Origin of the sequence: Streptomyces sp. NPDC100445, from assembly GCF_044759735.1 — a bacterium.
Lineage (GTDB): Bacteria > Actinomycetota > Actinomycetes > Streptomycetales > Streptomycetaceae > Streptomyces.
Genome location: NZ_JBIVZV010000005.1, coordinates 136,969 through 155,509, shown reverse-complemented (window position 1 = coordinate 155,509; position 18,541 = coordinate 136,969). Strand labels below are relative to the sequence as shown.

Here is an 18,541-nt window from a genome sequence, read left to right as displayed (position 1 = left end):
CTAAAATCTCCGCTCTTGCCCGCCTCCCCCACCGGAGCGCCGCCGTCCGGCCGGAAACCGGACGGCACCGACACAGCCCACGCAGCAGGCCCACCGGAGGCACCCCCTTGTCCACGCCCACCGACGACCCCCTGGCCCGAGAACGCGCCCACCTCGCCGCCTCCCGTGCCGCCCTGCGCGCCATGCGGGAGGACGCGGAGTCCCTGGACATCCGGGACGTCACCGCGAACTGGGTCAACGCCGAGGTCCTCGCCCGGCAGATCGAGGAACGCGTCAGAGCGCTGGCCGACCTCAGCGACACCCCGCTGTTCTTCGGCCGCCTCGACTACCGGCAGCAGCGGTGGGAGACGGGCGGACGCTTCTACATCGGGCGGCGGCACGTGCACGACGCCCACGGCGACCCCATGGTCATCGACTGGCGGGCACCGGTCTCGCAGGCCTTCTACCGGGCGTCCCGCAAGGACCCCATGGACGTCGGGCTGCGCCGCCGCTTCGGCTACACGGGCGGCGACCTCACGGCGTACGAGGACGAGCACCTCGACGACGCGGCCGGCTCCCCGCCGGACGGCACCGGCCCCACCAGCAAGCTGCTCCAGCGGGAGATCGAACGGCCGCGTGTCGGCCCGATGCGGGACATCGTCGCCACCATCCAGCCCGAGCAGGACGAGATCGTCCGCAGCGGGCTCGGCGGCACCGTCTGCGTGCAGGGCGGTCCCGGCACCGGCAAGACGGCCGTCGGCCTGCACCGGGTGGCCTACCTGCTCTACGCCCACCGCGAGCGGCTGGCCCGCACCGGCACCCTCGTCATCGGGCCGAACCGATCGTTCCTGCACTACATCGAGCAGGTGCTGCCCGCCCTGGGCGAGCTGGCCGTGCAGCAGGCCACCGTGGACGACCTCGTCGCCCACGTGGAGGTGCGCGGCACGGACGACGCGTCCGCCGCCGTGGTCAAGGGCGACGCCCGGATGGCCGAGGTGCTGCGCCGGGCCCTGTACTCCCACGTGACCCTGCCGGCCGAGCCGGTGGTGGTGGTACGCGGTTCGCGGCGCTGGCGGGTCCCCGCGCACGAGCTGGAGGACATCGTCCGGGAGCTGCTGGCGCGGGACATCCGCTACGGGGCCGCCCGCGAGGCGCTGCCGCAGCGCGTCGCGCACGCGGTGCTCGTGCGGATGGAGCAGGCCGGGGAGGCCCCCGACGACCGGGTGCAGGACGCGGTCGCCCGCAACGCCGCGGTGAAGGCGGCCGTGAAGACGCTCTGGCCGGCCGTCGACCCGGCGAAGCTGGTGCTGCGGCTGCTGACCGACGCCGCGTTCCTCGCCGAGCACGCCGCGGGCCTCCTGGACGAGGACGAGCAGCGGACGATCCGGTGGGACAGGCCGGTGCGGAGCGTGAAGGCGGCCAGGTGGTCGGCGGCGGACGCGGTGCTGATCGACGAGGCGGCCGACCTGATCCGGCGCACCGCCTCGCTCGGCCATGTCGTCCTGGACGAGGCGCAGGACCTGTCCCCGATGCAGTACCGGGCCGTCGGCCGCCGCTGCACCACCGGCAGCGCGACCGTCCTGGGCGACCTCGCGCAGGGCACGACCCCGTGGGCGACCCGGAGCTGGGCGGAGGCGCTGGCCCACCTCGGCAAGCCGGACGGGGCCGTCGAGGAGCTGACGGCCGGTTTCCGCGTGCCGACGGACGTGATCACGTACGCCTCGCGGCTGCTGCCCCACATCGCGCCCGGTCTCACCCCGGTCGCCTCCGTCCGGGAGAACCCGGGCTTCTTCGAGATCCGTACGGCCGCGGAGCCGGCCGGTGTCGTCGCGGCCTGCGCCGAGCTGCTGCGCAACGAGGGCTCGACCGGTCTCATCGCCGCCGACGCCCGGATCCCGGAGCTGGCCGAAGCGCTGGCCGCGGCCGGCATCGGCCACCTCGGGCCGGGTGAGGAGACGACCCGGGAGACCCGGTTGACGCTCGTCCCGGCCTCGCTCGCCAAGGGCCTGGAGTACGACTACGTGGTCCTGGACGAGCCGCGGGCCGTGGTGGACGGCGAACCGGACGAGCGGACGGGCCTGCGCCGGTTGTACGTGGCGCTGACGCGTGCGGTGTCCGGCCTGATCGTCACCCACTCGGCCCCGCTGCCCGCGCAGCTCGCCGGGTAGCGCCCGGCGCGGCGGCGCGCGGGCGCGCCGCCGTGGGCCGGGGCCGGGCCGGCTAGGCGGCGCCGTCCAGGGCGGCGCGCCAGCGGGTGACCGCCTCCGCCGAGACCGGGCCCCGCCAGCCGTCGGGGCGGGCCGCGCCGCCGATGTGGAACGCGGCGAGGCCGCCGGCCCGGAGCCGGGGCACGTGGTCGAGGCGGAGACCGCCGCCCACCAGGATCTGCTGGGCGTACCCGGGTTCGCCCCCGCGTGCCGCCTCGGCGAGCAGGGTGGGCAGGCCGTCGTCCACGCCGGTGGCGGAGCCGGCGGTGAGGTAGGTGTCCAGTCCGGGCAGGTCGGCGAGGTGCTTGCGCAGGGCGTCGCGGTCGGCGGCCCGGTCGATCGCCCGGTGGAAGGTCCACCGGCAGCCGTCGAGCGCGTCCACCACCCGCTCCACCGCGGCCAGGTCGACGCCGCCGGCCGCGTCCAGGAAGCCGAGCACGAACTGGTCGGCGCCCACCGCCCGCAGTTCGCCGGCGACACCGGTCAGCCGGGCCACGTCACCGGCCGCGAAGCCGTCCGCGAGGCGGAGCATCACGCGCAGGTCGATGTCGACGGCGGCGCGGATCGCGGCGACGGTGGCGGGCGAGGGGGTGAGCCCGTCGGCCGCCATCTCGGTGACCAGCTCCAGCCGGTCCGCGCCCCCCGCCTGGGCGGCGACCGCGTCCTCGGTGTCGAGGGCGATCACCTCCAGGACTGCACGCTTGCTCATGGCACCCCATTTCCTCCGCGACTACAGGTCTAGTCCAATCAAAGCCTACGCCGGAACGGGGCCGCCCCTCACCCGAAACGGGGACGCGGACGCCGGCGAACCCGCGGCGCGGCAGAATGCCGTCCATGGCCGACCTCGACGCCCTGCGCCTCCGCTTCACCCGCACCCTGGAAGCCGCCCGCGCCCCCGGCGGCGGCCCCGACCCCACGCCGTACGCCGACGACCTGCTCCGCCGCTGGCGGGAGCCGCAGCGCCGCTACCACACGGCGGCCCACCTCACCGAGGTGCTCGACCACGTCGACACCCTGGCGGCGTGCGCCGCCGACCCGGACACGGTCCGCCTGGCCGCCTGGTTCCACGACGCCGTCCACCTCCCCGAGAGGTCCGAGAACGAGGAGCGGTCCGCGCGACTGGCCGAGCGCGCCCTGCCGGAGGCGGGCCTGTCCCCCGCGAAGACCGCCGAGGTGGCCCGGCTGGTCCGGCTCACCGTCACCCACGACCCGGCCGCCACCGACCGCGACGGGCAGGTGCTGTGCGACGCCGACCTGGCGGTCCTGGCCGCGCCCCCGTCGGCGTACGCCGCCTACACCGCCCGGGTCCGCGAGGAGTACCACTTCGTCCCCCACGACGCCTTCCGTACCGGCCGGTCGGCGATCCTGCGCCAACTCCTGGACCTGCCCAGCCTGTTCCGCACGCCGTACGGCCGGGAGCACTGGGAGGCCACCGCCCGCCACAACCTCGCGGGCGAGCTGGAAATGCTGTCGACCTGAGATCGGGCCCCGCCGTACTGTGCGCGCATGCGGATGATGAGCGGGGACCAGGTGGACGCGGCCGTCGCGCACTGCGCGGCGACACTGCGCGCGGGAGCGGACCGCGACTGGGACGCGGTCCACGCGGCCGGCATGGACTGGACCTGCCGCACGACCGCCTTCCACATCGCCCAGGCCTTCACCCACTACGCGAGCCGTCTCGCCAGTCGCGCCCAGGAGCGCTTCCCGCTGGCCCTCACCCTCCCCGAGGGCACCGACAACGCCGGACTGATCCAGGTGATCGAGGCGACCGGCGCCCTGGTCGCCGCCGCCGTGCGCACCGCGCCGCCCGGGGTCCGCGCCTACCACCCGCAGCCCTTCGGCACCGCCGACCGCGAGGGGTTCGCGGCGATGGCCGTCAACGAGGCGCTCCTGCACACCCACGACATCGCCCGGGGCCTCGGCGTCGCCCACGACCCCGACCCGGAGCTGGCCGCGGCCGTCCTCGGCCGGCTGTTCCCGCACGTCCGGCCCGGCCCCGAACCCTGGCCGACCCTGCTGTGGGCGACCGGCCGCGGCGAGCTGCCCGGCCGCGCCCGGGTCACCGACTGGACCCTGTACAACAACCTGGTCCTCCCCACCGAGCGTCTCGTCCTGACCGGCGTCCGCCCCGCCGCCGCCGACGATCTGCGCCTGGGCGGCGGGGGCGGCCTGGACTGGCTCGGGGACGGCCCGCACGAGGGCACCCGCCAGGCCTGCTCGTACCTGATGAAGGCCTACGAGACGGGCGTCCACCGGCCGGAGTTCGGCGTCTTCGCCCTCGTCCGGTCCGAGGACGGCCGGGCGGTCGGCGGCATCTGCTTCCACGGCGTCCCCGACGACGAGCGCCGCGTGGAGATCGGCTACGACCTGGTCGAGGGCGCCCGCGGCCACGGCTACGCGACCGAGGCGGTGCGCACCCTGACCGAGTGGGTACTGGCCCGGGACGACGTCGACACGGTCGTCGCGACGATCCAGCCGGACAACCTGCCCTCACAACGGGTGGCGGAGCGCGCCGGGTTCGTCCGGGCGACCCTGGACGAGGAGCGCGTCGCCCACACCGAGTACGACATGGAGGCCGGCCACCGGCTCTACGTGCGCCGCGCCTGACGCCCCTTCGGCCGGCGCAGCCCGGACGCCCGCAGCAGGCGCACCACCTCACGGCTGCGCACCTCCACCGCACCGGCGGCCACCGCGTCCGCGTACCGGTGCGACGGCAGGTCGTAGTGGTCGCGCTCGAAGGCCCGCCGCGGCACGCCCAACGCCTCGGCGAACCGGTGCAGTTCGTCGTAGGACACATCGCTGACCAGGTGCGACCACATGCGTCCGTGCCCGGGCCAGGCCGGCGGGTCGACGTAGACGGTCATCGGCGCCTCACGAGGACGCCGCCCCGCCCGTGACCGGGCCGAGCGAGCCGACCCGGGCGACCTTCACGCCCGCCTTGTGGCACACCCAGTGCGGGTCGGGCCCCAGCTCCGGCTCCACCTCCAGGGCGTGCGGGTCGCCGCCCCCGCACACCGGGCACAGCGGCCAGCGGCCGTACCGGTCCAGCAGCGCGTCCTGCACGTCCTGCGCGACCAGCCCGGCGACGTAACCGGCGCCCTCCGGCCACTGCTCGACCCACCAGCGCCGCTGCACGACGGAGTCCTCCACCAGCGAGACCACGTCCGGCTCCGCGGCCCCGCCCGCGACCAGATCCGCGAGCACCAGGGCACGGGCCGCGTGCAACGCCTGTTCCAGGGGGCTGATGGGATTCATGCACCCCATTGTGCGCACTCTTGACCCCGGCACCGAACCGAAAATATCTTTCATGGGTGACCCAGGAACTGAAGGAAAGTTTCGGCAGTCCGGGGGGCTCACTCGCCGCCAAGGTGCGCACCCTCGGCCCCTCCATGACCCGCTCCATGCAGCGCGTCGCCGAGGCCGTCGCCGGCGACCCGGCCGGCTGCGCCGCCCTCACGGTCACCGGTCTCGCCGGGCTCACCGGCACCAGCGAGGCCACCGTCGTGCGCACCGCCCGGTTGCTCGGCTACCCCGGCTACCGCGACCTGCGCCTCGCCCTCGCCGGGCTCGCCGCCCAGCAGCAGTCCGGCCGCGCCCCCGCCATCACCACCGACATCGCGGTGGACGACTCCCTTGCCGACGTCGTCGCCAAGCTGGCCTACGAGGAGCAGCAGACGCTCGCCGACACCGCCGCCGGACTCGACACCGGCCAGCTGGGCGCCGCCGTCACCGCGCTGACCGGCGCCCGGCGCACCGACGTGTACGGCATCGGGGCCTCCGGGCTCGTCGCCCAGGACCTCACCCAGAAACTGCTGCGGATAGGGCTCATAGCCCACGCGCACAGCGACCCGCACCTCGCCGTCACCAACGCGGTGCAGCTGCGCTCCGGGGACGTGGCGATCGCCATCACGCACTCCGGGTCGACCGGGGACGTCATCGAGCCGCTCCGGGCCGCCTTCGAGCACGGGGCGACGACCGTCGCCATCACCGGCCGGCCTGACTCGCCCGTCACCCAGTACGCCGACCTGGTGCTGACCACGTCGACGTCGCGGGAGTCGGAGCTGCGGCCCGCCGCGATGTCCTCCCGGACCGGCCAGCTGCTGGTGGTGGACTGTCTGTTCGTGGGGGTCGCCCAGCGGACGTACGAGACGGCGGCGCCCGCGCTGGCCGCGTCGTACGAGGCGCTGGCCCACCGGCACCGCAGCGCCTCGCGCTAGGGTCTTTCGTTCGGATCGGGCCGGGTCAGGGAGCGGGGTCCGGTGCCGTGGATCGCAAGGCGGAGGAGGGCGTCATGGCGGAGCCATGGCAACCGACGACAAGGCGGCGAGGCGCGGTGCCAGACCCCGCGAGCCCGGCACGATCCGAACGAGAGGCCCTGGACCGCGCGACGCGCCGTTCGCCTCGGTCCGCGGGCCGGCCCGGCCTGTCGCGCGGCTCCCCGCGCCCCGGACCCGGTTCACTGGCACCCTGTCGAAAGAGTCACCGGAGCGAGCCACCCCCCATGACCTCTCATGACCTGCGTACCGAACTTGCCTCCCTGACCACCGAGGCCTTCCGCCCCGAGCTGGCCGGCATCGACCGGCTGCCCACCCTGGAGATCGCCCGGCTGATGAACGGCGAGGACGCGGGGGTGCCCGGCGCCGTCGCCACCCAGCTGCCGCGGATCACCGCCGCCGTCGACGCCGTCGCCGCCCGCATGGCCCGCGGCGGACGCCTCGTCTACGCCGGCGCCGGGACCGCCGGCCGGCTGGGCGTGCTGGACGCCTCCGAGTGCCCGCCCACCTTCAACACCGATCCCGCCCAGGTCGTCGGCCTCATCGCGGGCGGCCCCGACGCCCTGGTGACGTCCGTGGAGGGCGCAGAGGACTCCGGGGAGCTGGCCCGCAGGGACCTCGACGCGCTGAAGCTGACCGCCGACGACAGCGTGGTCGGCGTCTCCGCCTCCGGCCGTACCCCCTACGCGGTCGGCGCCGTCGAGCACGCCCGCGCCCTCGGCGCGCTGACCGTGGGCCTCGCCTGCAACGAGCACAGCGCGCTGGCCGCCGCCGCCGAGCACGCCATCGAGGTCGTCGTGGGCCCGGAGCTGATCACCGGCTCCACCCGGCTGAAGGCGGGCACGGCCCAGAAACTCGTCCTCAACATGCTGTCGACGATCACGATGATCCGGCTCGGCAAGACGTACGGGAACCTGATGGTCGACGTGCGCGCCTCCAACGACAAGCTGCGGGCCCGCTCCCGCCGGATCGTCGCGCTCGCCACCGGGGCGGACGACGCGGAGATCGAGAAGGCCCTCACCGAGACCGGCGGCGAGGTCAAACACGCCATCCTGACGCTGCTCGCCGGGGTCGACGGCCCGACGGCCGCCCGCCTTCTGGAGGAGTGTGACGGCCATCTGCGTGCCGCGCTGGCGCACGCCCCCCGCTGACCCGCACGCTCGGGACGTGCGCAACGACCCCGCCTCCACAGCGACCGCCGTCCTCGCCCGGGTGGGCGGACCGGCCAACGTCGCCTCCGTGACCCACTGCGTGACCCGCCTGCGGCTGACCCTCGCCGACCCGGCGGCCGGCGACGAGGAGGCCCTGCGGGCCGTGCCCGGCGTGCTCGGGGTGGTGAGCGGCGGGGACGTGTGGCAGGTCGTGCTCGGGCCCGGAGTGGTCGACGAGGTCACCGCGGAGGTACGGAAGCTGCTGGCCGGCCGGGACGCCGAAACCGCGGACGCCGGCCGGGCCGCCGGGACCGCCCCGGCCGCGGAGGCCGGCCGGGGCCGCGACGCCACCCCCGTCCGGACCGCCCTGCGCCGCGTCGCGCACGTCTTCGTCCCGCTGATCCCCGCCCTCATCGGCTGCGGCGTCCTGGCCGGTCTCAACGGCCTGCTGCTCAACGCCGGCCTGCTGCCCGCGCTCACCCCGGCCCTGGCCGCCGTCGCCTCCGCGTTCATGGCGCTGATCCCGGTCTTCGTCGGCTACAACACGGCGCGGGAGTTCGGCGGCACGCCCGTCCTCGGCGGGGCCGTCGCGGCGGTCGTGGTCTACCCGGGCGTGGCCCAGGTGACCGCGTTCGGCGTGCACCTGGCGCCCGGACAGGGCGGGGTGCTCGGCGCGCTCGCGGCGGCGTTCCTGGCCACCCGGGTGGAGAAGTGGTGCCGGGGCCGGGTGCCGGGCGCGCTGGACGTCCTGCTGACCCCGACCGTCACGGTCCTCGTCGTCGGCCTGGTCACGCTGTACGGCCTGATGTACGCGGCCGGCACGGTGGCCACGGCCATCGGAACGGCCGCGACCTGGCTGCTCGCCACCACCGGCGCCCTGGCCGGACTGCTTCTCGGCGGCCTGTTCCTCCCCCTGGTCATGCTGGGCCTGCACCAGGCCCTGATCCCGCTGCACGCCACCCTGATCGAACAGCAGGGCTACACGGCCCTGCTGCCGTTGCTGGCGATGGCGGGCGCCGGCCAGGTGGGCGCGGCCCTCGCCGTCTACGTCCGCCTCCGCCACGACGTCCCGCTGCGCACGACGATCAGGTCGGCGCTCCCGGCGGGCCTGCTCGGGGTCGGCGAACCCCTGATCTACGGGGTCTCCCTGCCGCTCGGCCGGCCGTTCCTCACCGCCTGCGCGGGCGGGGCGGCGGGCGGGGCGTTCATCGGCTTCTTCGCGATGCTGGGCACCCGGGTGGGCGCCACGGCGATCGGCCCGTCGGGCTGGGCCCTGTTCCCCCTGCTGGCCGGCAACCGCGGCCCGGCTGTGCTGGCGGCGATCTACGGGGGCGGCCTCCTCACCGGCTACCTGGTGGGCTTCCTGGCCACGTACGCCACCTTCCGGCCCCCCGTCCCGGTCACCGCGACCGCGACGGCGACCCCGGCGGGCGACCCCGGCCCCCGGCACCTGACGGGGCCGCCGGAGCGGTAGGGGCGCACCGGGCGACCGGCGCCGCAGGGCACCATGGAGGGGAGGAGGCGATCGACCGACATGAACCACGCCCAGCTCACCGCCCTCGGACGGGCTCTGCGGCTGCTCGGGGAGCACGGGGAGTCCCTGACCGCCGACATGCCGGACGCCCGGCTGCACGAGGTCAGGAGCGATCTGCGGCGCGCCCTGGACCTGCTCGACGACAGCGTCGCGGCCGGCGCGCCCGCCACCCGGTGCCCCGAGCACCCGCAGGGACCGGTCGACGAGAGCGCCCCCGATCTGTGCCTGCTGTGCGAGACCCGGCGCCGGGCCGCCCGGCGCTCGGAGTACCGGGGCAGGCCCCGGCCGGGCGAGCCGGTCCCGTCGGCCCCCTCCCGCTACGGCGTCCGCGGCGACCGGCCCCAGCCCCAGCAGCGGTGGCTGCCGGAGCTGTGGAACGGGCAGGAGTGGCAGCTGTGCGGCACACCGCGGCGGGACCTGCGCGAGGCCGAGGCGTACCTCGCGGCCCAGCGGCGCGGCTCCCGGCCGGCGATGGCGTACCGCCTGGTGCACGAGTTCACCGACTACGAGGTGCTCCGGGTGTGGGGCACGCCGGTACGGGTCGACATCGAGCCCATGGGCAATCTGTAGCCGGGCCCCGCGGCCGGGTCAGCTGAGGGTCTTGATCGCCGCCGCGTCGTAGGGCTCCAGCTCGTCGAAGCGGTCGGCGAGCACCTTGGCGGCCCACTCCGGGTCCTGGAGCAGCGCGCGGCCGACGGCGACCATGTCTATCTCGTCGGCCTCCAGCCGGTCCAGGAGGTTGTCGAGGTCCTGGACCGGGGAGCCCTCGCCCTGGAAGGCGTGCACGAAGTCGCCGTCCAGGCCGACCGAGCCGACGGTGATGACCGGCTTGCCGGTGAGCTTCTTGGTCCAGCCGGCCAGGTTCAGGTCGGAGCCGTCGAACTCGGGGAGCCAGTAGCGGCGGGTGGAGGCGTGGAAGACGTCGACACCGGCCTCCGCGAGCGGGGTGAGGATGGCCTCCAGCTCCTCGGGGGTCTCGGCGAGCCGGGCGTCGTAGGCCTCCTGCTTCCACTGCGAGTAGCGGAAGATCACGGGGAACTCCGGGGACACGGCGTCGCGGACGGCGGCGACGATCTCCGCCGCGAACCGCGCCCGGGCCACCGGGTCGCCGCCGTAGCCGTCGGTGCGGCGGTTGGTCTGCGCCCAGAAGAACTGGTCGAGGAGGTAGCCGTGGGCGCCGTGGATCTCCACGCCGTCGAAGCCGATGCGCTCGGCGTCCGCGGCGGCCTGGGCGAACGCGCCGATGACGGCGTCGATGTCGGCCTGGGTCATGGGGGTGGCGTCGGCGGTGCCGTCGATGCGCAGTCCCGACGGGCCGTGGGAGGGGGCGTCCGGGAAGGGCGCGTCACCCTGGTTGCGGACCGTGCCGATGTGCCACAGCTGCGGGACGATCGTGCCGCCGGCCGCGTGCACGTCCTCGGCCACCTTCGCCCAGCCCGCCAGCTGCTCCTCGCCGTGGAAACGCGGGACGCGGTCGCTCTGGCCGGCCGAGGGGTGACCCACGTAGGTGCCCTCGGTGACGATGAGGCCGACGCCGGCGGCGGCACGGCGGGCGTAGTACGAGCGCACGTCCTCGCCGGGGACGCCGCCCGGGGAGAACATGCGGGTCATCGGCGCCATCACGATCCGGTTGGGGACGGTGAGGCCGTTGAGGGCGATCGGCCGGGACAGGATCCGGGCCGTGCGGGAGGCGGGGGTCGTGACGGTCACGTGGGGGCTCCTCGGGGATTCGCTCGGTAGACCAGTCGGTATGTGCGCGCGCATTGTTGCACCCGATGAATCAACCTCTGGTACGCGGCCGCGCATTCCGCCCGAGCGCCGATCGCCCCGTGACCCCGGTCACATCCCCTTCCGCACCCGGGAAACGCCCGAGGGCGGCACCCCCTGCGTCAGCAGGAGGTGCCGCCCTCGGTCGGTAGGACAGACGATCAGCCGGAGGCCGATCAGAAGTCCATGTCACCGCCCGGCATGCCGCCGCCGGCCGGCGCGGCGGCCTTCTCCGGCTTGTCGGCGATGACGGCCTCGGTGGTGAGGAACAGCGCGGCGATCGACGCGGCGTTCTGGAGCGCGGAACGCGTCACCTTCGCCGGGTCGATGATGCCCTCGGCGACCAGGTCGACGTACTCGCCGGTCGCGGCGTTCAGGCCGTGGCCCGGGGTCAGGTTGCGCACCTTCTCCACCACGACACCGCCCTCGAGGCCGGCGTTGACGGCGATCTGCTTCAGCGGGGCCTCCAGGGCGATGCGCACGGCGTTGGCGCCGGTCGCCTCGTCACCCTCCAGCTCCAGCTTCTCGAAGACCTGGGAGGCCTGGAGCAGGGCCACGCCACCACCGGCGACGATGCCCTCCTCGACGGCCGCCTTCGCGTTGCGGACGGCGTCCTCGATGCGGTGCTTGCGCTCCTTGAGCTCCACCTCGGTGGCGGCACCGGCCTTGATGACCGCGACACCGCCGGCGAGCTTCGCCAGGCGCTCCTGGAGCTTCTCGCGGTCGTAGTCCGAGTCGCTGTTCTCGATCTCGGCACGGATCTGGTTGACCCGGCCGTTGACCTGCTCGGAGGAGCCCGAGCCGTCGACGATGGTGGTCTCGTCCTTGGTGATGACGACCTTGCGGGCGCGGCCCAGGAGGTCCAGGGTCGCGTTCTCCAGCTTGAGGCCGACCTCCTCGGAGATGACCTCGCCGCCCGTGAGGATGGCGATGTCGCCGAGCATGGCCTTGCGGCGGTCGCCGAAGCCCGGGGCCTTGACGGCGACGGACTTGAAGGTGCCGCGGATCTTGTTGACGACCAGGGTCGACAGGGCCTCGCCCTCGACGTCCTCGGCGATGATCAGCAGCGGCTTGCCCGACTGCATGACCTTCTCCAGGAGCGGGAGCAGGTCCTTGACCGAGGAGATCTTGGAGTTGGCGATGAGGATGTAGGGGTCCTCGAGCACCGACTCCATGCGCTCCATGTCGGTCGCGAAGTAGGCGGAGATGTAGCCCTTGTCGAAGCGCATGCCCTCGGTGAGCTCGAGCTCCAGACCGAAGGTGTTGCTCTCCTCGACGGTGATGACGCCTTCCTTGCCGACCTTGTCCATGGCCTCGGCGATGAGCTCGCCGATCTGGGTGTCGGCGGCGGAGATGGACGCGGTGGAGGCGATCTGCTCCTTGGTCTCGACGTCCTTCGCCTGCTCCAGCAGGGCGGCGGAGACGGCCTCGACGGCCTTCTCGATGCCGCGCTTCAGGGCCATGGGGTTGGCGCCGGCGGCGACGTTGCGCAGGCCTTCCTTGACCAGGGCCTGGGCGAGAACGGTCGCGGTCGTCGTACCGTCACCGGCGACGTCGTCCGTCTTCTTGGCGACTTCCTTGACCAGCTCGGCGCCGATCTTCTCGTACGGGTCCTCGAGCTCGATCTCCTTGGCGATGGATACACCATCGTTGGTGATCGTGGGGGCGCCCCACTTCTTCTCGAGGACGACGTTGCGGCCCTTGGGGCCGAGCGTCACCTTCACGGCGTCCGCGAGCTGGTTCATGCCGCGCTCGAGGCCGCGCCGCGCCTCCTCGTCGAACGCGATGATCTTGGCCATGTGAAGTGGTCCCTCCAGGACTGGGGGTGATTCCTTCGGACCGCGCCCGCGCCCGCGACGGACGGCTCGCCGGCCGCGTGGTTCCTTGCCCCACTTGGCCTGCGGGCCTCACCGACCCGGTCCTTCGTTGTCACTCTCACCTTCAGAGTGCTAACGCAATGATTAGCACTCGGCATGGTCGAGTGCAAGCGCCTCGGGGGGTACGAGCCCTCCGTCAGCCCCACGCGAACACGGCTCCGGGCACGGCGAAGGGCCCGCACCCTGTGCCGGTGCGGGCCCTTCGCCGTGAGAGACGTTCAGGCGCTGAGGCGAACCATGTCGGCCTGCGGGCCCTTCTGGCCCTGCGAGATCTCGAACTCCACCCGCTGGCCCTCTTCCAGGGTGCGGTAGCCGTCCATCTGAATGGCGCTGTAATGGACGAAGACGTCCGCACCACCGTCGACCGCGATGAAGCCGTACCCCTTCTCCGCGTTGAACCACTTGACGGTGCCCTGAGCCATGCCTAACTCCCCTATTACTGGCCCTTGCACAGATCCGCACTTCGCGGACCCGGGTCAGACCTCACCCCCATTCAGCCGGGGGCGTGCGCCGGAACGCGTCGACCGCGGCTGAATGTATCTGTCCAACTGCCGTCTGCAACAGGTCAATCGGACGAGAAATCTGGACGCGAGCGGTCCGGAATGTGGCGAGAATTCATCCGACTTCAGGGCAAGTCGGGCCCCACGAAGGGAACAAAAGCCGCGGAACACCCCAGCACTTTGGCTGTTTCTAGTCGGGCGCGCGGAACGGAATCCCGGAAGGCCGACCCGTGGACGGCGACCGTGTTCCCCAACTCTACCGCGCTCAATCACACAGAATTGCCCCCTCCGCTTCTCTTACGGAGAGGGCAATGTCATGAACGACGCGTAACCGGCGTTACCGAAGGTAATGATGCGGCGGTTCAGCCGCCGGCGACCGCCGGAATGATCGAGACGCCGGCACCGTCCGGCGTGGCGGTCTGGAGGCCCTGTTCGAAGCGGACGTCGTCGTCGTTCACGTACACGTTGACGAACCGCCGCAGCTTCCCCTGGTCGTCCAGGACCCGGGCGGCGATCCCCGCGTGGTTCTTCTCCAGGTCGGCGATGACCTCGGCGAGGGTCGTGCCCTCGGCGGCGACCTCGGCCGAGCCGCCGGTGTAGGTGCGCAGGATGGTGGGGATGCGAACGGTCACGCTCATGCGAGGCCAGCCTCTCGGAAGGAGTCCAGGGTCGGGCGGATGGTGGCGGTGAGGCCGGTCCCGGCCACCGCGTCCAGGGTCTTCAGGCCGTCGCCGGTGTTGAGGACGACGGTGGTCTTCGCCGGGTCCAGCACGCCGTTCTCGATCAGCTTGCGGGTGACGCCCACGGTGACGCCGCCGGCGGTCTCCGCGAAGATGCCCTCGGTCCGCGCCAGCAGCCGGATCGCGTCCACGATCTGCTCGTCGGTGACGTCCTCCACGGCACCGCCGGTGCGGCGCGCGATGTCCAGGACGTACGGGCCGTCGGCCGGGTTGCCGATGGCGAGCGACTTGGCGATGGTGTCCGGCTTCTGCGGGCGTACGACGTCGTGCCCGGCCTTGAAGGCGGCGGACACCGGCGAACAGCCCTCGGCCTGGGCGCCGAAGATGCGGTACGGCCGGTCCTCGACCAGTCCGAGCGCGATCAGCTCCCGGAGCCCCTTGTCGATCTTCGTGAGCTGGGAGCCGGAGGCGATCGGGACCACGATCTGGTCCGGCAGCCGCCAGCCGAGCTGCTCGCAGATCTCGTACGCGAGGGTCTTGGAGCCCTCCGCGTAGTACGGCCGCAGGTTGACGTTGACGAAGCCCCAGCCCTCGCCGGCCGAGTCGCCGATCAGCTCGGAGCAGAAGCGGTTCACGTCGTCGTAGTTGCCCTCGATGCCGACCAGCTCACCGCCGTAGACGGCGGCCATGACGACCTTGGCCTGTTCCAGGTCGTGCGGGATGAACACGCAGGAGCGCAGGCCGGCCCGGGCGGCGGCGGCGCCGACCGCGCCGGCCAGGTTGCCCGTGGAGGAGCAGGACAGGGTGGTGAAACCGAAGGCGCGGGCGGCCTCCAGTGCCTGGGCGACGACCCGGTCCTTGAAGGAGTGCGTCGGGTTGCCGGAGTCGTCCTTCACATACAGCCCGCCGGTCACGCCCAGCTCGCGCGCCAGGTTGTCGGCCCTGACCAGCTCGGTCCAGCCCGGGTTCAGGTTGGGCTTGCCGGCGACGTCCGCGGGGACGGGCAGCAGGGGTGCGTAGCGCCAGATGTTCGCGGGTCCCGCCTCGATGCGGCGGCGCAGCTCTTCGGTGTCGTGGGCGGAGAAGTCGTAGGCGATCTCCAGCGGCCCGAAACACTCCTCGCAGGCGAAGACCGGGCCGAGCGGGACGCGGTGGCCGCACTCGCGGCAGCTCAGGGCGGTGGCGGGGCCGAGGTCGACGGTGGAACCGCTGGTGCTTGCAACTGTCTGCACAGCCATGGAGGCGAGGCCCTTTCTCCTCATCTTCCTCACGACGCACTTCGCCGTGAGACGGATTTGGCACCTTCCCTAGCCGGGAGCCTCGCGCAGCGATCAGAGCTGATCTACGAGAACCGACTGGAGGGTTGCCGGGGCTTCATCGGGCCGTGTCCCTCTGCCCCTCTGGATGAGCAATATGTGGTTGTGGACGCGGGCGACCCCCGACATGCGATGGTCACCGGCGTTGTCCAAGACTGTAACCGAAGGCCAGGACAGTTGAGATAGTCGTCCGTACCGCGAGATGGATCACACCCTGTGTGTGGTCGTGACAGTGAGGAGCCGCAGACCGTGCTGGAAGAAGTCGAGCGCTGGCTGGCCGACCGCTCCTGGTCCGTGACCGACCGACCGCTCCACCGGATCCTGGCCGCCAAGCAGCGCACCGGCCAGACGATCAGCGTCGTGCTGCCCGCGCTCGACGAGGAGGAGACCGTCGGCGACATCGTCGCGGTCATCCGCCACGACCTCGTGGAGCAGATACCGCTGGTCGACGAGATCGTCGTCGTCGACTCCGGCTCCACCGACCGCACCGCGCAGGTCGCCGCGCGCGCCGGCGCCCGGGTCGTCCACCGCGACGACATCCTGCCCCGCATCCCCGCCGTCCCCGGCAAGGGCGAGGTGCTGTGGCGCTCGCTGCTGGTGACCGGCGGGGACATCGTCTGCTTCATCGACGCGGACCTGCGCGAGTTCTCCTCCGACTTCGTCTCGGGGATCGTCGGCCCGCTGCTCACCGACCCCGGAGTCGACCTGGTCAAGGCGATGTACGACCGCCCGCTCGGCGGCGCGGCCGGACAGGGCGGCCGGGTCACCGAGCTGATGGCCCGCCCGCTGCTCAACATGCACTGGCCGCAGCTGGCCGGCTTCGTGCAGCCGCTGGGCGGCGAGTACGCGGCCCGCCGCTCCCTGCTGGAGCAGCTGCCGTTCCCCGTCGGCTACGGCGTGGAGCTGGGGATGCTGGTGGACGCGCTGCACCTGGTCGGCCTGGACGCGCTGGCCCAGGTCGACGTGGGTGTGCGCCTCCACCGCCACCAGGACGGGCAGGCCCTGGGCCGGATGGCCGCCGCGATCTACCGCACCGCGCAGCTCCGGCTGGCCCGCGGGCACCTGGTGCGGCCCGCGCTGACCCAGTTCGAGCGGGGCGCGGACGGGTTCGAGCCGCGCACCTACTCGGTGGACACCGAGGAACGGCCGCCCATGGTGGAGATCGCCGAGTACGCCGAGCGGAAGGTGGCGTGAACGGGCCGTATACGGTCCCCTTCCGGGACGGACCGTACGTTTGAGCGTTTCCGGGCCGGGCTAGGTTGAGGCGTATGGCTTCCTCGCACGGCGCTGCTGAACAGGCTCAGGTGCTGGTCGCGTCCAATCGCGGCCCGGTTTCGTATCAGATCGACGAGGGGGGCTCGCTGCACGCCCGGCGGGGCGGTGGCGGGCTCGTCTCCGGCCTGTCGGCCATCGGGTCCGACGCGGACTCCGTGTGGGTGTGCGCCGCGCTCGGCGACGGCGACCGGGAGGCGGTGCGGCGCGCGGACGGTGGGCTGCTGCCGGCCGCGGACACCGGCGGGCAGCGGGTGCGGATGCTCGACATCGACCCGGCGGTGCACGCCGAGGCCTACAACGACATCGCCAACTCGGTGCTCTGGTTCGTCCACCACATGCTCTACCAGACCCCGCTGGAGCCGGTCTTCGACGCGGAGTTCCGGCGGCACTGGGCGTCCTACCGCGCCTACAACCAGGCGTTCGCCGAGGCGCTGGCCGAGGAGGCCGCCGAGGGCGCCGCGGTGCTGATCCAGGACTACCACCTGGCCCTCGCCCCGCGCATGCTCCGCGAACTCCGCCCCGACCTGCGCATCGGCCACTTCTCGCACACCCCGTGGGCGCCGCCGGACTACTTCCGGCTGCTGCCCGACGACATCGCCGCCGAGCTGCTCGGCGGCATCCTGGGCGCGGACCGGGCGGCGTTCCTCACCCGGCGGTGGGCGGACGCCTTCACCGCCTGCTGCCAGGTGGTCCTCGGTGCCGACGCCCCCGCCGGCACCCGGATCGGGGTGCACGGCCTCGGCGCGGACGCGGACTTCCTGCGGACGCGGGCCCACCGGGACGACGTGGCCGAGCGGATGGCGGCGCTGCGCGAGGAGATCGGCCCGGGCCCGGACGGGACGGCGCGCCGGACGATCGTGCGGGTCGACCGCACCGAGCTGTCCAAGAACATCGTGCGCGGCCTGCTGGCCTACCGGCAGCTGCTCGACGACCACCCCGAATGGCGGGAGAAGGTCGTCCACGTGGCCTTCGCCTACCCGTCCCGGCAGGACCTCGCCGTGTACCGCGAGTACACCGCCGAGGTGCGGCGGGTCGCGGACGACATCAACGAGCGGTACGGCACGGCGGGCTGGACGCCGGTCGTGCTGCACGTGAAGGACGACTTCGCGCGTTCCCTGGCCGCCTACCGGCTGGCCGACGTGGCCCTGGTGAACCCCATCCGCGACGGCATGAACCTGGTCGCCAAGGAGGTCCCGGTGGTCTCCGACGAGGGCTGCGCGCTGGTGCTGTCGCGGGAGGCGGGGGCGTACGAGGAGCTGGGCGAGGACGCGATCGTGGTGAACCCGTACGACATCGGGGGGACGGCGGACGCGCTGCACACGGCCCTGAGCGTACCGGCGGCCGAGCGGGCGGAGCGGTCCAAGCGCCTGGCCGCGGCGGCGACCGCGCTCCCCCCGGCCCGCTGGTTCCTGGACCAACTGAACGCCCTACGCGACTGACACCGCCACCGGGCCGGCCGGGCCCCTGGGTCCGGCCGGCCCGGCGCCCGGGGAGCCCGCCGGCCGCCGGCCGCTGTTGCGCGGCACGCCGGACCCGACCGAAGCGGCGAGCCACGCAGCCGCCCGGCCGCGAACCGGACCCGTCGGGGCGGCTGCCCCACCGAGCCGACCGCCCGACGCCCCCGGCCCGGCGCCCTTCGAAGCCCCCTGGTGTGCGGCACACCGGTCCCGACCGGAGCGGTGACCCGCGACGCTGAACCGGCCGCAGGCCGGGCGCGCCCGGACGAGAGCCCCCGCCGAGCCGACCGGCCGACGCCCGACGCCCCGGACCCGGCGCCCCGGGGAACGGCCGCCCCCCGGACCACCACGTCGGCCCGGCGCCCTTCGAAGCCCCCTGGTGTGCGGCACACCGGTCCCGACCGGACCGGTGATCCAGGCAGCCGCCAGGCCGCAGACCGGACTCGCCCCGACGGGTGCCCTACCGAGCCGACCGACCGACCCACGGCGCCCCGGCCCGAGAGCGGCCCCCGGACCACGTCGGC

At 73.4% G+C, this 18,541-nt stretch carries 17 protein-coding genes and 1 riboswitch; of the genes, 9 read left to right on the top strand and 8 right to left on the bottom strand.

Annotation, left to right across the window (positions count from 1 at the left end; all coding sequences use genetic code 11):
• The first annotated feature begins 107 nt into the window (after nucleotides 1-107).
• The gene (locus tag ACIQVT_RS14830) at nucleotides 108-2,147 is read left to right on the top strand and encodes a HelD family protein (RefSeq protein ID WP_403752168.1); all 2,040 of its coding nucleotides are present in this window, start codon (nucleotides 108-110) and stop codon (nucleotides 2,145-2,147) included.
• 52 nt (nucleotides 2,148-2,199) lie between these two features.
• Here the strand turns inward: ACIQVT_RS14830 and ACIQVT_RS14825 are convergent, their stop codons facing one another.
• Nucleotides 2,200-2,895, bottom strand: coding sequence for a copper homeostasis protein CutC (locus ACIQVT_RS14825; RefSeq protein WP_403752165.1), 696 nt, complete (start codon nucleotides 2,893-2,895; stop codon nucleotides 2,200-2,202).
• Nucleotides 2,896-3,020: 125 nt separating this feature from the next.
• Here ACIQVT_RS14825 and ACIQVT_RS14820 point away from each other — a divergent pair, with 125 nt between their 5' ends.
• Together ACIQVT_RS14820 and ACIQVT_RS14815 are read left to right on the top strand one after the other, a co-directional pair.
• Nucleotides 3,021-3,665 (top strand): hypothetical protein, encoded by a 645-nt coding sequence (locus ACIQVT_RS14820; protein WP_403752162.1) that lies wholly within the window; start codon nucleotides 3,021-3,023, stop codon nucleotides 3,663-3,665.
• 27 nt (nucleotides 3,666-3,692) lie between these two features.
• A complete protein-coding gene (locus ACIQVT_RS14815) occupies nucleotides 3,693-4,793 on the top strand; it encodes a GNAT family N-acetyltransferase (protein WP_403752159.1) in 1,101 nt (366 codons plus the stop codon).
• Here the strand turns inward: ACIQVT_RS14815 and ACIQVT_RS14810 are convergent.
• Together ACIQVT_RS14810 and ACIQVT_RS14805 are read right to left on the bottom strand one after the other, a co-directional pair.
• Nucleotides 4,775-5,050 carry a DUF4031 domain-containing protein gene (locus ACIQVT_RS14810; protein ID WP_403752156.1) on the bottom strand — a complete coding sequence of 92 codons (276 nt, stop codon included), beginning with the start codon at nucleotides 5,048-5,050 and terminating at the stop codon, nucleotides 4,775-4,777. The two genes, ACIQVT_RS14815 and ACIQVT_RS14810, sit on opposite strands and share 19 nt — an antisense overlap.
• A 7-nt stretch (nucleotides 5,051-5,057) precedes the next feature.
• On the bottom strand, nucleotides 5,058-5,441 hold the full coding sequence (locus tag ACIQVT_RS14805; RefSeq protein ID WP_403752153.1) for a hypothetical protein: 384 nt from the start codon (nucleotides 5,439-5,441) through the stop codon (nucleotides 5,058-5,060).
• Nucleotides 5,442-5,497: 56 nt separating this feature from the next.
• On the opposite strand from ACIQVT_RS14805, the gene ACIQVT_RS14800 reads away from it, so the two are divergent.
• From ACIQVT_RS14800 to ACIQVT_RS14785, 4 genes are all read left to right on the top strand, one after another.
• Nucleotides 5,498-6,403 (top strand): MurR/RpiR family transcriptional regulator, encoded by a 906-nt coding sequence (locus ACIQVT_RS14800; protein ID WP_403752150.1) that lies wholly within the window; start codon nucleotides 5,498-5,500, stop codon nucleotides 6,401-6,403.
• Nucleotides 6,404-6,687: 284 nt separating this feature from the next.
• Nucleotides 6,688-7,611 carry an N-acetylmuramic acid 6-phosphate etherase gene (gene murQ, locus ACIQVT_RS14795; protein ID WP_403752147.1) on the top strand — a complete coding sequence of 308 codons (924 nt, stop codon included), beginning with the start codon at nucleotides 6,688-6,690 and terminating at the stop codon, nucleotides 7,609-7,611.
• Between the two features lie 16 nt (nucleotides 7,612-7,627).
• Nucleotides 7,628-9,085: a PTS transporter subunit EIIC gene (locus ACIQVT_RS14790; protein WP_403752143.1), complete on the top strand. Its 1,458-nt coding sequence runs from the start codon at nucleotides 7,628-7,630 to the stop codon at nucleotides 9,083-9,085.
• Nucleotides 9,086-9,145: 60 nt separating this feature from the next.
• Complete coding sequence (locus tag ACIQVT_RS14785) at nucleotides 9,146-9,715, top strand: hypothetical protein (RefSeq protein WP_403752140.1); 570 nt, start codon at nucleotides 9,146-9,148, stop codon at nucleotides 9,713-9,715.
• 18 nt (nucleotides 9,716-9,733) lie between these two features.
• On the opposite strand, the gene ACIQVT_RS14780 is transcribed toward ACIQVT_RS14785, so the two are convergent.
• The 5 genes from ACIQVT_RS14780 to thrC form a co-directional block, all read right to left on the bottom strand.
• Nucleotides 9,734-10,855, bottom strand: coding sequence for an NADH:flavin oxidoreductase (locus tag ACIQVT_RS14780; RefSeq protein ID WP_403752137.1), 1,122 nt, complete (start codon nucleotides 10,853-10,855; stop codon nucleotides 9,734-9,736).
• Between the two features lie 233 nt (nucleotides 10,856-11,088).
• On the bottom strand, nucleotides 11,089-12,711 hold the full coding sequence (gene groL / locus ACIQVT_RS14775) for a chaperonin GroEL (RefSeq protein WP_403752134.1): 1,623 nt from the start codon (nucleotides 12,709-12,711) through the stop codon (nucleotides 11,089-11,091).
• Between the two features lie 296 nt (nucleotides 12,712-13,007).
• Entirely contained in the window at nucleotides 13,008-13,211 is a 204-nt protein-coding gene (locus ACIQVT_RS14770) for a cold-shock protein (RefSeq protein ID WP_004929928.1), read from the bottom strand.
• 440 nt (nucleotides 13,212-13,651) lie between these two features.
• Nucleotides 13,652-13,927 carry a MoaD/ThiS family protein gene (locus tag ACIQVT_RS14765; protein WP_403752131.1) on the bottom strand — a complete coding sequence of 92 codons (276 nt, stop codon included), beginning with the start codon at nucleotides 13,925-13,927 and terminating at the stop codon, nucleotides 13,652-13,654.
• Nucleotides 13,924-15,207 (bottom strand): threonine synthase, encoded by a 1,284-nt coding sequence (thrC, locus tag ACIQVT_RS14760; RefSeq protein ID WP_403752128.1) that lies wholly within the window; start codon nucleotides 15,205-15,207, stop codon nucleotides 13,924-13,926. Before thrC ends, ACIQVT_RS14765 begins: the two co-directional genes overlap by 4 nt.
• 17 nt (nucleotides 15,208-15,224) lie before the next feature.
• Nucleotides 15,225-15,380: riboswitch (SAM riboswitch) on the bottom strand.
• Between the two features lie 154 nt (nucleotides 15,381-15,534).
• Between thrC and ACIQVT_RS14755 the strand changes: the two genes are divergently transcribed.
• Nucleotides 15,535-16,479, top strand: a complete 945-nt coding sequence (locus ACIQVT_RS14755; protein ID WP_403752125.1) for a glucosyl-3-phosphoglycerate synthase — start codon at nucleotides 15,535-15,537, stop codon at nucleotides 16,477-16,479.
• A 74-nt stretch (nucleotides 16,480-16,553) separates the two neighbouring features.
• A complete protein-coding gene (locus ACIQVT_RS14750; protein ID WP_403752123.1) occupies nucleotides 16,554-17,999 on the top strand; it encodes a trehalose-6-phosphate synthase in 1,446 nt (481 codons plus the stop codon).
• Nucleotides 18,000-18,541: the final 542 nt, after the last annotated feature.